Annotated in this window: 11 protein-coding genes; 4 read left to right on the top strand and 7 right to left on the bottom strand. The window is 68.6% G+C overall.

The annotated features are described in order from the left end of the window. Nucleotides 1-21: 21 nt before the first annotated feature. Nucleotides 22-1,623, bottom strand: a complete 1,602-nt coding sequence (locus ACQCSX_RS00695; protein ID WP_427017220.1) for a cytochrome ubiquinol oxidase subunit I — start codon at nt 1,621-1,623, stop codon at nt 22-24. A 140-nt stretch (nt 1,624-1,763) separates the two neighbouring features. Here ACQCSX_RS00695 and ACQCSX_RS00690 point away from each other — a divergent pair, with 140 nt between their 5' ends. Next, complete coding sequence (locus ACQCSX_RS00690; protein ID WP_427017219.1) at nt 1,764-2,147, top strand: BlaI/MecI/CopY family transcriptional regulator; 384 nt, start codon at nt 1,764-1,766, stop codon at nt 2,145-2,147. Between the two features lie 38 nt (nt 2,148-2,185). Then, complete coding sequence (locus ACQCSX_RS00685; protein WP_427017218.1) at nt 2,186-3,136, top strand: M56 family metallopeptidase; 951 nt, start codon at nt 2,186-2,188, stop codon at nt 3,134-3,136. On the opposite strand, the gene ACQCSX_RS00680 is transcribed toward ACQCSX_RS00685, so the two are convergent. Next, nucleotides 3,137-5,257, bottom strand: coding sequence for a DNA gyrase/topoisomerase IV subunit B (locus tag ACQCSX_RS00680; RefSeq protein WP_427017217.1), 2,121 nt, complete (start codon nt 5,255-5,257; stop codon nt 3,137-3,139). 290 nt (nt 5,258-5,547) lie between these two features. On the opposite strand from ACQCSX_RS00680, the gene ACQCSX_RS00675 reads away from it, so the two are divergent. After that, complete coding sequence (locus ACQCSX_RS00675; protein WP_427017216.1) at nt 5,548-5,772, top strand: DUF7455 domain-containing protein; 225 nt, start codon at nt 5,548-5,550, stop codon at nt 5,770-5,772. A 245-nt stretch (nt 5,773-6,017) separates the two neighbouring features. On the opposite strand, the gene ACQCSX_RS00670 is transcribed toward ACQCSX_RS00675, so the two are convergent. From ACQCSX_RS00670 to gcvT, 5 genes are all read right to left on the bottom strand, one after another. Further along, nucleotides 6,018-7,337 carry an RNA polymerase sigma factor gene (locus ACQCSX_RS00670; RefSeq protein WP_427017215.1) on the bottom strand — a complete coding sequence of 440 codons (1,320 nt, stop codon included), beginning with the start codon at nt 7,335-7,337 and terminating at the stop codon, nt 6,018-6,020. Nucleotides 7,338-7,654: 317 nt separating this feature from the next. After that, nucleotides 7,655-8,890, bottom strand: a complete 1,236-nt coding sequence (locus ACQCSX_RS00665; protein WP_427017214.1) for a DUF4192 family protein — start codon at nt 8,888-8,890, stop codon at nt 7,655-7,657. A gap of 128 nt (nt 8,891-9,018) precedes the next feature. After that, complete coding sequence (locus ACQCSX_RS00660) at nt 9,019-10,338, bottom strand: MFS transporter (RefSeq protein ID WP_427017213.1); 1,320 nt, start codon at nt 10,336-10,338, stop codon at nt 9,019-9,021. 10 nt (nt 10,339-10,348) lie between these two features. Beyond that, nucleotides 10,349-11,386, bottom strand: a complete 1,038-nt coding sequence (locus ACQCSX_RS00655) for a proteasome assembly chaperone family protein (protein WP_427017212.1) — start codon at nt 11,384-11,386, stop codon at nt 10,349-10,351. Nucleotides 11,387-11,481: 95 nt separating this feature from the next. Beyond that, nucleotides 11,482-12,615 (bottom strand): glycine cleavage system aminomethyltransferase GcvT, encoded by a 1,134-nt coding sequence (gene gcvT, locus ACQCSX_RS00650; RefSeq protein ID WP_427017211.1) that lies wholly within the window; start codon nt 12,613-12,615, stop codon nt 11,482-11,484. Nucleotides 12,616-12,805: 190 nt separating this feature from the next. Between gcvT and ACQCSX_RS00645 the strand changes: the two genes are divergently transcribed. Continuing rightward, entirely contained in the window at nt 12,806-14,329 is a 1,524-nt protein-coding gene (locus ACQCSX_RS00645; protein WP_427017210.1) for a leucyl aminopeptidase, read from the top strand. Nucleotides 14,330-14,485 lie beyond the last annotated feature (156 nt).

Genomic DNA, 14,485 nt, shown 5'->3' with positions numbered 1-14,485 from the left:
AATCGAATCCTTATCCAGTGCCTAGTACGCGAACGCCAGGACGTCGTCCCCGTCCGGGGTGCCGCCGTCGTGGTCCTTGCCCTTGTCCTTGCCGCCGGCGGCCGCCGGCGGGTGCGCCAGCTCCGGCATGGCCGAGGCCACGCCACCGCGGATGTAAGTGACCAGCAGGCCCACCTCCACCACCAGCAGCACGGCGTAGACGGCGGTCAGGGCTATCACGGAGAACAGCAGTTCGCCGATGGACACCCCGGGCGACACGGCGGCCGCGGTGAACATGAAGACCTGGTCGATGCCGTTCATCTGCGGGTTGGGCGCCACCACGAAGGGCTGGCGGCCCAGCTCGGTGAAGATCCAGCCGGCCGAGTTGGCACCAAACGGCGCCAGGATGCCGAACAGCGCCAGCCGCATCAGCCACTTCGATTGGGGCACCGTGCCCTTGCGCACCACGAAGAACGCCACGAACGCCGCCAGCGCCGCGATCCCGCCGAAGCCGATCATCATGCGGAAGCCCCAGTAGGTGACGGCCATGACGGGCACGTACTGGACGTCGCTGCCGGCGCGGTCGCCGTAGATGGGGTTGTCGGGCAGGTTGGTGCCGTACTTCGCCTGGTACTCCGGCACAAGGGTGTTCACGCCCTTGACCTCGGTGCTGAAGTCGCCGTGGGCCAGGAAGGACAGCAGCCCCGGCACCTCGATCAGGGCCACGACGTCGTCGCAGTTGCGGCTGCCGACGTCGCCCCAGGAGAGCACCGAGAAGCTGGTGCCGTCGTGGCAGGCGGCCTCCGCGGCGGCCATCTTCATCGGCTGCTGTTCGAACATCAGTTTGCCCTGCAGGTCCCCGGTGATGGCGGTGCCGGCAAAGGAGATCATGGCGACGACGGCGCCGATGCGCAGGGAGGTCAGCCAGACCTTGTGGTCCCGCTTGTCGCGGCCGAGGATGGTGGCGGACTCCCCCACCACCACGTAGCCGTTGGCGTCAACGGTGTCGATGCCGTCGTGGCGGCGGCGCCACAGGTGGTACCAGGCGATGCCGAGCAGGAAACCGCCGGCCACCGCCAGGGCGCCCATGATGGTGTGCGGGAAGGCCACGAGGGCGGTGTTGTTGGTGAAGACGGCCCAGGCGTCCACCATCTGCGGGTGGCCGTTGACCAGCTTCACGCCCACCGGGTGCTGCATCCAGGAGTTCGCGACGATGATGAAGTAGGCGGAGATGACCGAGCCGACGACGGCGACCCACAGGCAGGCCAGGTGGACCGCCTTGGGCAGCTTCTTCCAGCCGAAGATCCACAGGCCCAGGAAGGTGGACTCCACGAAGAAGGCGAGCAGGGCCTCCATGGCCAGCGGGGCGCCGAACACATCGCCCACAAACCGGCTGTACTCGCTCCAGGCCATGCCGAACTGGAACTCCTGGACGATGCCGGTGGCCACGCCCATGATGAAGTTGATCAGGAAGAGCTTGCCCCAGAATTTGGTCATCCGGAGGTACTCGTCCTTTCCCGTCCGGTGCCAAAACGTCTGCATGACGGCCACCACGAGTCCCAGACCGATGGTCAACGGGACCATCAGGAAGTGGTAAACCGTGGTGATTCCGAATTGCCAGCGTGCAATGTCCAATGCTTCCATCAGTTCCCCTCGGAGGTGGGTTCGGATTGCTTTTCTACGTCACGTAGAAGAGTTACTTCTACCCACTGTAGAACATTGATCGGATTGCAGGTACATTTAACCTCAAGACACATGTAGGACAACTCGCTTGAAGGATCTAAATGGCCACTCTTGGGGAGCTCGAACGAGCTGTCATGGATCTGTTGTGGGAACACCCGGAGGCAATCACGGCCAATGAGCTCCGTGACCTGCTTTCGCTGCGGCCCGCCGCCAGCAACAGCCGGGCCAACGACACCAAGTCGCTGGCCGTCACCACCGTGCTGACTGTCCTGTCCCGGCTGGAGAAGAAGGGGCTGGTGGAGCGCGAACGCGACACCCGCCCGCACCGCTACCGCGCCGTGACAAGCCGCGCCGAGCACACCGCCGAGCTCATGCTTGAGGTGCTGGGCTCCGCTCCGGACCGCGAGGCCGTACTGGCCCGTTTCATCGGCACCGTCAGCGACGGCGAGGCCGAAACCCTGCGCAAGCTGCTGGGCCACGGCTAAGGGCTACCGCGCCGCCACCGGCACGGTAGCCTGAACGTATGTTCGCCACCTCTTGGTTTCTGGCTGCCCTGGCGGTTGCCTTGGCGTGGCCGGTTCCGGTGCTGCTTTCGCGCGCCGCTTGGCCTGCCCGCTCGCCTTTTGCCGCCCTGATCCTGTGGCAGGCGATCGCCCTCGCCGGTGGACTCTCCATGATCGGCGCCATGCTCTGCTTCGGGCTGGAACCGCTGGGCGAGAATCTGATTGCCGGGCTGCGCCATCTGCTGGGCATCGCCCTCGGCCGCGAGTCCATGGATGCGCTGGGCATTTGGCACGCCTTCGCCCTGAGCGCGGCGGCCCTTTTGCTGGCCCACCTCGTCTTCACCCTGCTGCTGACCTACTACCGCATCCAATCCCAGCGCCGTCGGCACCGGGACATGCTGCACCTGCTCAGCTCCCCCTCGGCCGAGCGCCCCGACACGGTGGTCATCAACCACGACGCGCCTGTCGCGTACTGCCTGCCCGGCGGATCCCGCTCCGTCACGGTGCTCTCGGACGGGCTGATGAACCTGCTCTCCGCGGAGGAATTGCGGGCCGTGCTGATCCACGAGGAGACGCATCTGGCCCAGCGCCACCACCTGCTGCTGTGGGCCTTTGCCGCCTGGCGTTCGGCCCTGCCGTGGCTGCCCACCTCCAAGCTGGCCCAGCGATCGGTGAGTTCGCTGATTGAAATGCTCGCCGACGACGTCGCGCTCAAGACGGTCAGCCGGGGCACCCTGGTGACGGCGATAGCGCTGGTGGCCAGCGGCTCCGCCCAGCTGCCCGCGGCCGAACTGGTGGGCACCGGCGGCGCCAAGATCGACACGCCGGAAACCACCTCGGCCCGGCTGGGACGGCTGCTCAAGCCCGCGCCACCGCTCGGGCGCGGCGCCCAGGCGTTGGTGCTCGGCGCCTCCGCCCTGCTGCTGGCCGCCCCCACGGCCCTGCTGATCGTCCCGGGCGCGTTCTCCTAGCTAGGCGTCGATGCGGTCCCGGTCGAGGGACGCGCTGCCGGCGATGATGAAGTCCTTGCGCGGGGCGACGTCGGAGCCCATCAACAGCTCAAAGGTGCGCTCGGCGCTGGCCGCCGCCTCGGCGTCGACCACCCGCACACGGCGCAGCGTGCGGTGCCGCGGATCCATGGTGGTCTCGGCCAGTTGGTCGGCGTCCATTTCACCCAGGCCCTTGTAGCGCTGGATGGGCTCCTTGTAGCGCTTGCCCCCCTTCTCCAGCTTCGCCAGCAGCGTGTGGAGTTCCTGCTCGGAGTAGGTGTAGACCATCTCATTGGCCTTGGAGCCGGCGTTGATGACCTCCACCCGGTGCAGCGGCGGCACGGCGGCATAGACCCGGCCGGCGTCGATCATCGGGCGCATGTAGCGGAAGAACAGGGTGAGCAGCAGCGTACGGATGTGCGCGCCGTCGACGTCGGCGTCGGTCATCAGGATCACCTTGCCGTAGCGGGCGGCCTCGAGGTCAAAGCTGCGCCCGGACCCGGCACCCACCACCTGGATCAGCGCCGCGCATTCGGCGTTGGAGAGCATGTCGCCCACCGACGCCTTCTGGACGTTGAGGATCTTGCCGCGGATGGGCAGCAGGGCCTGGAAGTCGGAGGAACGGGCCAATTTGGCCGTGCCCAGCGCGCTGTCGCCCTCGACAATGAAGAGCTCGCTGCGCACGGTGTCGTCGGTGCGGCAGTCGGCCAGCTTGGTGGGCAGCGAGGAGGTCTCCAGCGCATTCTTGCGCCGCTGGGTCTCCTTGTGCACCCGCGCGGAGATGCGCGATTTCATCTCCGCGACAACCTTTTCCAGCAGCAGCGCCGACTGGGTCTTCTCATTGCGGGCGGTGGAGGTCAGCTTGGCGCTGAGCTCGCGTTCGACCACCTTGGCGACGATGTTGCGCACCGCCGGCGTGCCCAGGATCTCCTTGGTCTGGCCCTCAAACTGCGGCTCGGCCATGCGGACGGTCAGCACGGCGGTCAGGCCGGCGGTGACGTCATCCTTGTCGATCTTGTCGTTGCCGGCCTTGAGCTTGCGGGCATTGGCCTCGATGACCTTGCGGAAGGTCTTCAGCAGGGCCTGCTCGAAACCCTCCTGGTGGCGGCCGCCCTTGGGCGTGGCGATGATGTTCACGAAGGAGCGCACGGTGGTGTCGTAGCCGATGCCCCAGCGCAGGGCAATGTCCACCTCGCAGTCGCGCTCCACCTCGGTGCTCTTCATGTGGCCGTTCGCGTCCAGCACGGGAACGGTTTCCTTGAAGGTGCTGCTGCCGTGCAGGCGCCAAATGTCCGTCACGGCGGCGTCGTTGGCCAGGAAGTCCACAAATTCGGTCAGGCCGCCGTCGTGGTGGAACACCTCTTCGTGCACCGCGGACTCGCCGGGGGTGCCGGCCAGCCGGCGCTCGTCGCGGATGGTGATCCGCAGGCCCGGCACCAGGAAGGAGGTCTGCCGGGCGCGCGCGGCCAGATCGTCATAGGAGAACTTGGCGTCGGGCGTGAAGATCTGCCGGTCCGCCCAGTAGCGGATGCGGGTGCCCGTCACGCCGCGCTTGGTGGTGCCCACAATGTCCAGGGAGGACTTGTCCACGAACGGCTCGAAGTCCACGTCGGGGCTCAGCGTGCGGCCGGTGTCCTGGAAGTGGCCGGGCTCGCCGCGGCGGAAGCACATCTGGTAGGTCTTGCCGCCACGGTCCACCTGGACGTCCAGGCGCGCGGAGAGCGCGTTGACCACCGAGGCGCCGACGCCGTGCAGACCACCCGAGGCCGAGTAGGAGCTGCCGCCAAACTTGCCGCCGGCGTGGAGCTTGGTCAGCACCACCTCGACGCCGGTCAGCCCGGTCTTGGGCTCCACGTCCACGGGGATGCCGCGGCCGTCGTCGTGGATCTCCACGGAGCTGTCCGGGTGCAGTATCACCTTGATGTTCTGGCCATAGCCGGCCAGGGCCTCATCGACGGAGTTGTCGATGATTTCCCAGAGGCAGTGCATCAGACCGCGGGAGTCCGTGGACCCGATGTACATGCCGGGCCGCTTGCGCACCGCCTCCAGCCCCTCCAGCACGGAGAGATGGCGGGCGGTGTAATCGGAATTCTGGCGGGCCATTCTCTGGCATGCTCCTTGGACTGGTGTGGACGGGAAAACTTGGCCGCCCAGGCACCGTTGCCGCCTGGAACCAGGCGGCATGGCGGTGCCCTGCGTGTTTTGGGGGCCAACTCTAGGCTAGCGTGCCAGAAGGCACCGACAGTGCAGGCGTGCCGGACGGCACGGCCACAAGCAGGGCAAGGCCCCGGCGGCAAGGGTTCTACGCGGTAAGCGAAAGTCCACCTTTGGGGACCACGAATGTCGGTGCCCGATGGTTGTATTGGTACACAGATCTACTTTAGGAGGCCATCATGACCACAGCCCTCGCCAGCCGCGAGCTGAACACCTTGGACCGCTGCGATCGTTGCGGAGCCCAGGCTTACGTGCGTGTGGTGCTGGAAGCCTCCGGCGGAGAGCTCATCTTCTGCGGCCACCACGCCCGCAGCGTCGAAGCAACCCTGCGCCCGTTGGCCGCCGAATGGCACGACGAGACCAGCCGCCTCACCGAGAAGGCCCCGGTGTCGATCGACGACTGATTCGTCGGCCACAAAGCACGCCACAGACAAAGAGGGATCCCCAAACTGGGGGTCCCTCTTTGCGCATCCGGGCGCATCCGGCGGCGGGTCGCAGCGTTAAACGGCTGGACCCGTTTCCTGCCGCCGTCCACGCAGGTGCATGGAAGGCGGCCGGAAACGGGTCCAGCTCGCAAGACGAAGGTGGGTGGGCCCACAGCGGCGAGGGCTCCCCGGATGAGCTTGCGAACCCGGGGAGCCGCTGGGGACTAGTCCAGGTAGTCCCGCAGCACCTGCGACCGCGACGGGTGGCGCAGCTTGGACATGGTCTTGGATTCGATCTGGCGGATGCGCTCACGCGTGACGCCGTAGACCTTGCCGATTTCGTCTAAAGTCTTCGGCTGGCCATCGGTCAGGCCAAAGCGCATGGCCACCACACCGGCTTCACGCTCGGAGAGCGTGTCCAGCACCGAGTGCAGCTGCTCCTGGAGCAGGGTGAAGCTCACGGCGTCGGCGGGAACGACTGCCTCGGAGTCCTCGATGAGGTCGCCGAACTCGGAGTCGCCATCCTCACCCAGCGGGGTGTGCAGCGAGATGGGCTCGCGGCCGTACTTCTGGACCTCGACCACCTTTTCGGGGGTCATGTCCAGCTCGAGGGCCAGTTCCTCCGGTGTGGGCTCGCGGCCCAGGTCCTGGAGCATCTGGCGCTGGACGCGGGCCAGCTTGTTGATGACCTCCACCATGTGCACCGGGATGCGGATGGTGCGGGCCTGGTCGGCCATGGCACGGGTGATGGCCTGGCGGATCCACCAGGTGGCGTAGGTGGAGAACTTGAAGCCCTTGGTGTAGTCGAACTTCTCCACGGCGCGGATCAGACCCAGGTTGCCTTCCTGGATCAGGTCCAGGAACAGCATGCCGCGGCCGGTGTAGCGCTTGGCCAGCGACACCACCAGGCGCAGGTTGGCCTCGAGCAGGTGGTTCTTGGCGCGCTTGCCGTCGTGGATGATGAACTCAAGCTCTCGCTTGAACTTCGGATCCATGGTGTCGCCCTCGCGGGTGATCTTTTCCTCGGCGAAGAGGCCGGCCTCGATCCGCAGGGCGAGGTCGACTTCCTGCTCGGCGTTCAGCAGTGCGACCTTGCCGATCTGCTTCAGGTAGTCCTTGACCGGGTCGGCGGTGGCGCCGGCGGACATGACCTGCTGCACGGGGGCGTCGTCGTCGTCCGCATCGGAGTAGACAAAGCCGGTGCCTGTCGCGGCCGGGGCCGCGCTGCCCGCGGCGGGCGCCTCGGCGTCGTCGTGGTCGGCGTCCTCGGCCTCGGCCTCAATGTCGACAGCCTCGCCGTCGCCGTGGTCGTCATCATCCTTGGCGGCCTTGCGTCCGCGGGTTGCCTTCGGAGCGGCATCGCCGGCGGCCTTGGGCTTGCGGCCGCGCGTGGCGGGAACAGCGGTGCCGTCTGCGGCGGCTGCGGCCTTCTTGGCGGCGATGGTGGCCGCCCTCTTCTGCGCGGGGCTCAGCGGCTCGCCCGCCGTGGTTGCCGGGGCATCGGCCCCGGTAGCAGAGTCGTTCCTCTTGGAAGTAGGAGACACAGAAAACCTTTCTTGCGGCGGTCTGTGGTGCCACCTGCGGGCAACACCACTATGACCCTGTCAAGTCCGCGGTGCTTTTGCGCACTGTTCCCGGCTGCAGGGCCACTCCGTACAACGGCCGGCGCACCGGCAATGTTCCCGGTGCAGCAGAGCCGCTGCCGTGGATTTCCCAGCGGCGCGAACTGCGCGCAAAACGCGGACCCAACCGGGTCTCGGCTTTCATTGTCTCATGGTTTCCGGCCCGGCGTCGGCCCGCCCGGCACCGGTGCGGGACCCGTGAGCACCGGCCGACGACGCACGGCCGAACCGCTGTGGTCCTACCCCAGCTCCCCCACGGACGGCCGCCAGGCCGTCTCCGGGTTGGTGGCCCATCCACTCACGCACCCCTGGGCGAGGAGTTCATCGAGCAGGGCGGCCAGCCGGTACCCCGGACAGGTTTCAAGGGCCAGGTGCAGATACCGCGCCGCCACGGAGCTGCGCCCCTTGCACCACTGGATCCATCCGATCATGGTCAGGGCTGCGGCCCGGGCACTGCCGTCGGCCGCCCGTGACAAATGCCGCAGCAGTGCCTCGGCCTGCTCCATCCGCTGCCAATCGGGCGCCGGGCCCGGGCCTCCCCCGGTGCCCGCCATGAGAACGGCAGCGTAGTCGGCGGACTCCCAGCCCGCGGCTGCCGCCGCCTCATGGTCCAGCAGGAGCCGCTCCGCCGCCGTGGGGCCCGGGGCCGCCAAGCGGATGCTCCGTCCGCGGCTGGCCTCAAGGAACCCGCAGAATCCGGCGCCCCGGACTGCCGCCTGCACACCGGCGGCCGCCATGACCTGCACGGCATCGCGCACCGTGGCGTGGCGCAGGCTCGCCACCAGGTACCCCATGGCCGGCGGATCCGGCAGCTGTGGCAGCCTGGCCATGGCCAATCGCCACTGTTGCATTAAGAGCGCGAATTGGCGCGCCTCCAGAGCCCGCTCCGCCAGCGCAGGCCAGGCGCGCTCGGTATGCGCGGCGATGGCCCGGGCCAGCGGCTCGGGCAGCGGCTTGACGCATTCGGCGGCCCGCACGGCGGGGTCGGGTTCGTAGGACTTGCCGGCAAAGACAAGTTCCGCGGACATGGTGCTGGTGAGGATGCCCGACAGCGGCTGGCCGGCTCCGGGGCAGCACCCTGCCGACACACAGTGCAGGTGGCGCCAGTGCTCCGGGCCGACGTACCAGCCGTCCCGCAGCGGCATGCCGCTGCGGCCCAGCTCCTCGGCCAGCACCGACGCCAGTGCGCCGGCAGGCCCCGGCCCCGCACCGTCCCAGTCCTGGGCACCGTAGATGGCCAGCAGCGTGCCGTTGGCCCCGGGATCGTTGCGCAGGGTTTGGGCCACCAACTCGGCAAAGCCCGCCAAGGAACCGGCCTCCGGATCCGGCAGGTCCACCCTCAGCGTGGCCCGGACGGCGGCTCCGGCCACGCCGATGCACACCACACTGGCGCTCGGCCAGAAGCCGAGGTTGAACGGAATGATGCTCAGGACATCTTGGCTGCTGGTTGCGGTGAGGCGCTCAAAGTTGCTCATGCCTCCAGCGTGGCGCCGGCGCACCGGCCCCGGGTGGGTCCATGCCGATGCTGTGCACCATGGGGGCGCCGGTGCGCCCTGTGCAGGGCACCGGGGCGTGGGGCACCGGGCCGTGGTGTTCGGGGCGGCTACCCTCCGCTGCGCAGCCGCCGCCATTCCCTGGCCAGCGCGGTGCGCAACGGCGGCACCACCACGCCGGCGGCGGCCATCCGGCGCCGCACCACCCGGCGGCTCATGACCATGGCCACCGCTCCGATGCCCAGCACCACAAACTGCACGGACAGGGCCACCCGGAAGGAGTCCAGGGCATAGAGCTCGGACGAGAACCCGTTGTTGTGCAGCAGGTCAAGGACCAGCCCCACCAGGTACATGGTCACCAGCGCCGCACAGAATCCGCCGACGTTGACAATGCCTGTGGCGGTGCCCAACCGGTGCGAGGGGTTGTAGGTGCGGGCGAAGTCGAAGCCGATCATGGAGGCCGGCCCGCCCAGGGCGAGGGTCAGCACCAGCACCACCAGGAGCCAGAGCGGTGCCCGCCCCGGATAGAGCAGTGTGGCCGCCCAGGCCACGGCCGTGGCCGCGGAAATCAACAGAACCATGGTGGAGCGGCGCAGCGGGTGCCGGCCCACCCAGCCGCCGAGCAGCGGACCGCAGACCAGGCCCACCAGCACGAACAGGCTCATCAGCGCTGTGGCGGTGCCGCTGTCGAGCCCCTGGCCGGAGCGCAGGAAGGGATAGCCCCAGGTCAGGATGAAGACGGTGCCGGAGAACTGCACCGTGAAGTGGCTCCACATGCCCAGCTGGGTGCCCGGCTGCAGCCACGCCTTGGCCAGGTCGGCGGCCGAGTCTTTCATCCCCGCGGATTTGGGCGCCGCCGGCGTCCCGGCGGGTTCGTTCCGGATCAGGGCCGCGGCCAGCACGAACGCCAGCAGCCCCAGTGCGGCAGTGCTGAGGAAGGCCGCGCTCCAGCCAAAGGTGTGCAGGACGAAGGCGAAGGGGATGATGCTGATCAGCTGGCCCAGCTGTCCCAATTGGCCGGTCAGCTGGGTGAGCACGGGAACCCGCTGGGCCGGGAACCAGGCCGGGATCAGCCGGATGACGGCGATAAATGTCATCGCGTCGCCGGCACCCACCAGGATGCGGCCCACCAGCCCCGCGGGCACGGAAGTGGCTGCCGCCAGCTGCACCTGGCCCAGGCACATCAGCGCAGCACCGATGGCAATCATGAAGCGTGGGCCGAGCCGGTCCACCAGCACGCCCACCGGGATCTGCAGCCCCGCGTAGACCAGCAGCTGCACGACGGTGAAGGCTGACAACGCCGACGCCGTCGCATTAAACCGTTCGGTGGCATCCAGCCCCGCCACGCCGAACGACGTGCGCTGGGTGATCGCCACCAGGTAGGCGGCAACGCCTACGCCCCATACAAACCATGCTTTGCCGGTGTTCACCTACGACAGTTTAGGCTCCGCCGGGGCCTGTCCCCGCACCGGGTGGACCGCCGTCGCCGCCGGGGCCGCCAAGACCGCCCTGGTTGGGACCGGCACCGCCGTCACCGTCCGCCGCGTCGGCGTCCCGGCTGGCCAGGTAGGCCTCCACCGCGGCGCCGAGCTCGTCGGCGCCGGGCAGTTCATCGTTCTCGCCCGCGAGCAGCGAGCGGCGGGTGTTGCCGTGCGCGTGCTCGTCGTACTGCTTCTCCAGGCTGCCCACCACGGCGGCCACGTCGGCCGAGCCCTCGGTTTGTTCGGCGATCTGGCGCTCCACGACCCGCCCCGCCTCGCGGAGCCGTTCGCTGGGCAGCATCAGGGAGGCGGCGGCACCAAGGTATTCCAGGCCGGCGACGGCGGCCGGCGGATACTCGGCGTCGGAAAGGTAATGCGGGACGTGGATGGCGTAGCCCACCACATTGCGGCCCGCATTGGCCAGCCGGTACTCCAGCAGGTGGCCGATGGCCGAGGGGATGTCCACCGTGCTGCGCCACGCCGAGATGCCCTCGATCAGGTCCGGCCGGTTGCCGTGGACGGTGGCGCCGATGGGCCGGGTGTGCGGAACGGGCATCGGAATGGAATGCACCCACGCCACCAGGTTCACGTCGAAACGGTCCACCAGGCCCAGCACGGCCAGCGCGAAGCGTTCCCACTGCAGGTCCGGCTCGTTGCCGGTCAGGAACAGGAACGGCTGGCCCATCGAATCGCGCATCCGGTACAGGCCCAGCTTGGGCTGGCGGTAGTCAGTGAGGTGGTCCTGCTCGAAGGTGATCCGCGGGCGGCGGGAGCGGTAGTCAAGGAGCTGGTCGATGTCGAACACCGCCACCGGCTCGGCGTCGAGCGTGTCCGCGAGCTCGCCGGCCAGCTGGGTCACCACGTGGCCGGCGTCGGAAAACCCGGAAAAGGCCATGAGGAGGTTCAGTCCCCGCAGATCCTCCCGCGCCAAGAGCTCGTCATTGGTGGCATAGAGGGAATGGGGATCCAAAAACGGGGAGTACTGGATGTCGTTCACGCTTTTCTTCCTCGGGACAGGGCTTCTACCCTAACAACGCACGAGGTGCCCGGAAACATTCCGGGCACCTCGTGCGTTGGCGGGGCGGCGTGGCGTCAATCCTTGACGTTGACCTCGACGAACGGGGGCTTGACCACGGTGACGCCCAGCCGGCGGCCGCGGATGTCCAGCGCCAGGGTGTCCCCCAGCTGGACCGACGGCGCGACCAGGGCCAGCGCGATGCCGTTGGCGAGGGTGGGCGAGAACGTGCCGGAGGTGGTTTCGCCGACGACGGCGCCGTCGGCGTCGAGCACGTTGACGCCGGCCCGCGGCACGCCGCGTTCGGTGGCCAGCAGGCCCACTGCCTTGCGCGGGGCGCCGGCAGCCTTCTGCGCCAGCAGTGCCTCCCGGCCCCAGAAGGCCTCCTTCGTCCAGCCCACGGCCCAACCGACGCCGGCCTCGACGGGCGTGATGTCCGTGGAGAGCTCGTGGCCGTGCAGGGCGTAGCCCATCTCGGTGCGCAGCGTGTCGCGGGCGCCCAGGCCGGCGGCACGGCCACCGTGGCGGGCGACGGCGGCGGCGAGCGCCTCCCAGACCACCAGGGCGTCCTCCCAGCGCGGAACGATCTCGTAGCCGTGCTCGCCGGTGTAGCCGGTGCGGCAGATGGTCAGCGGGATCCCGGTGCCGCCATGGGCCCAGGTCGTGTCCACGAAGGACATGTACTCCTCGGGCTGGGCCAGGCCCAGTTCCGCCAAGACCTCGGCAGACTTGGGCCCCTGCACGGCGAACACGCCAAAGGAGCGGTGCAGGTCCTCGATGGCCAGCTCGGCACCCTCGGCGTCTCGGGCGGCCACCAGGTCCGCCACCACGACGGCGGTGTTGGCCGCATTGGGGATCAGGAAGAGGTCATCGGCGCCGCGCAGATAGGCGATCAGGTCATCGGTGACGGTGCCCGACTCGGTCAGGGCCAGCGTGTACTGGGCGCTGCCGGGCTGGATCCGGTTGAGGTCGTTGGCGAGCGCGCGGTTGGCGAACTCCGCGGCCCCGGCGCCGCGGATGGCCGCCTTGCCCAGGTGGGAGACGTCAAAGAGGCCGACGGCGCTCCGGACGGCCGTGTGCTCGGCCACCACGCCGCCGCCGTCGTACTGCAGCGGCATCAGCCAACCGCCAAACTCGGCCATCTTGGCACCGTGACCGACATGCCAGTCGTGCAGCGGGCCATGGAGCAGTGCAGGGGAATTTTCACTCATGGAAATCACCGTACAACAGCACCGGGCACCCGGGCCCGGGCGCGGACCGGCACATCGCCCCCCACCGCCGCACGCACCCGTCCGCGGCGTGGTCCCGTCCGCGGTGTGGTCCCGTCCCTGTGCGCGGGAGGACTACGATCGAAGGCAAAGCCGCCACGGCGGACACCACGACAAGTGAGGTAAGCGTTTCGTGATCACATCCCAAGACACCACCATCCATGCCGTCGCAGCGGACCTGAAGAAGGTCCAGGCCCAGGCGCTGGTCATCGGCGTCGGACGCGGCACCGAGGGTCCCGTGCTGCTGGACAACCCGCTGCCGGTCAAGGCCGCCAATGCGCTCGCCGCCTCACTGGATGTTCTGGGTGTCAGCGGTGCGGCCGACAATGTGGTACGCATCCCGGGCATCGCCGAGTCCGGCGTCGAGGTGCTGGTGCTGGCCGGTGTCGGCAAGGTCTCGGACAACACGATCACCGAGGAGGCCCTGCGCCGGGCCGCCGGGTCCGCGGTCCGCCAGCTGGCCGGCATCTCCAGCGTCGCCATCGCCCTGCCGACGACGACGGTGGGCCAGGTGGCCGCCGTCGCCGAGGGTGCCGCCCTGGGCGCCTACTCCTACGACAGCCACCACTCCTCCACCGAGGGCCGCAAGGCACCGGTGGAAACCATCACCATCGTCACGGCGCTGTCCGACACCGCCGGGCTGCCCGAGGCCCTGGAGCGTGCGCAGGTGCTGGCCGAGGCCGTGAACGCCACCCGCACCCTGGTCAACGAGCCGCCGAGCCACCTCTACCCGGAGACCTTCGCCGCCGCCGCCAAGGAGCTGGCCAAGGGCCTGCCGGTCAAGGTCACGGTGCTCGATGAGAAGAAGCTGGAGAAGGACGGCTACGGCGGCATTCTGGGCGTCGGCCAGGGTTCCTCCCGCCCGCCGCGCCTGGTCAAGGTGGAGTACGCCCCCACCAAGGCCAAGGTGAAGCTGGCCTTCGTGGGCAAGGGCATCACGTTCGACTCGGGTGGAATCTCCATCAAGCCCGGTGCCGGCATGGTCACCATGAAGTGCGACATGGCAGGCGCCGCCGCGGTGCTGAACGCGCTGCTGGCCGTGGCCCGCCTGGGCCTGCCCGTCAAGCTCACCGCCTGGCTGTGCCTGGCGGAGAACATGCCCTCCTCCACCGCCACGCGTCCCTCCGATGTACTGACCATGTTCGGCGGCAAGACCGTCGAGGTGCTCAACACCGACGCCGAGGGCCGCCTGGTCATGGCCGATGGCCTGGTGGCCGCCTCCAACGAGCAGCCCGACGCCATCCTGGACGTGGCCACGTTGACCGGCGCCCAGGTGGTGGCGCTGGGCAACCGCACCTCCGCCGTGATGGGCGACGACGGCGTCAGCGCCGCGGTGAAGGCCGCGGCGGACCGCGCCGGCGAGCTCTTCTGGCCGATGCCGCTGCCGGAGGAGCTGCGCGCCAGCCTGGATTCCCCGGTGGCCGACCTGGCCAACATCGGCGAAAAGATGGGCGGCATGATGACCGCCGCCGTCTTCCTGGCCGAGTTCGTTGGCAAGGGCAAGGATGGCGCCACCATCCCGTGGGCCCACCTGGACATCGCGGGCCCCGCCTTCAACGAGGGCGGTGCCTACGGCTACACCCCCAAGCAGGGAACGGGCGTTGCCGTGCGAACATTAGTGGCCTATGTCGAGGATGTGCTGTCTCGTACGTCATAACCGGACGTGAGACTCGCCACATCCACTTCTCCTAAGCCGCTTTACAGGTGGAGCATGGAGGAGGCGTTCGCTATGGTGAATCAGAAAGCATTACGTTAGCGAAAACTTCAGTTGCGCCCCGGCATCCGGGGATGCAATGCATCAATCGATGAGTGG

It is taken from the genome of Pseudarthrobacter sp. P1 (assembly GCF_050156935.1).
GTDB lineage: Bacteria > Actinomycetota > Actinomycetes > Actinomycetales > Micrococcaceae > Specibacter.
This window is presented reverse-complemented; position numbering and strand designations above follow the sequence as displayed.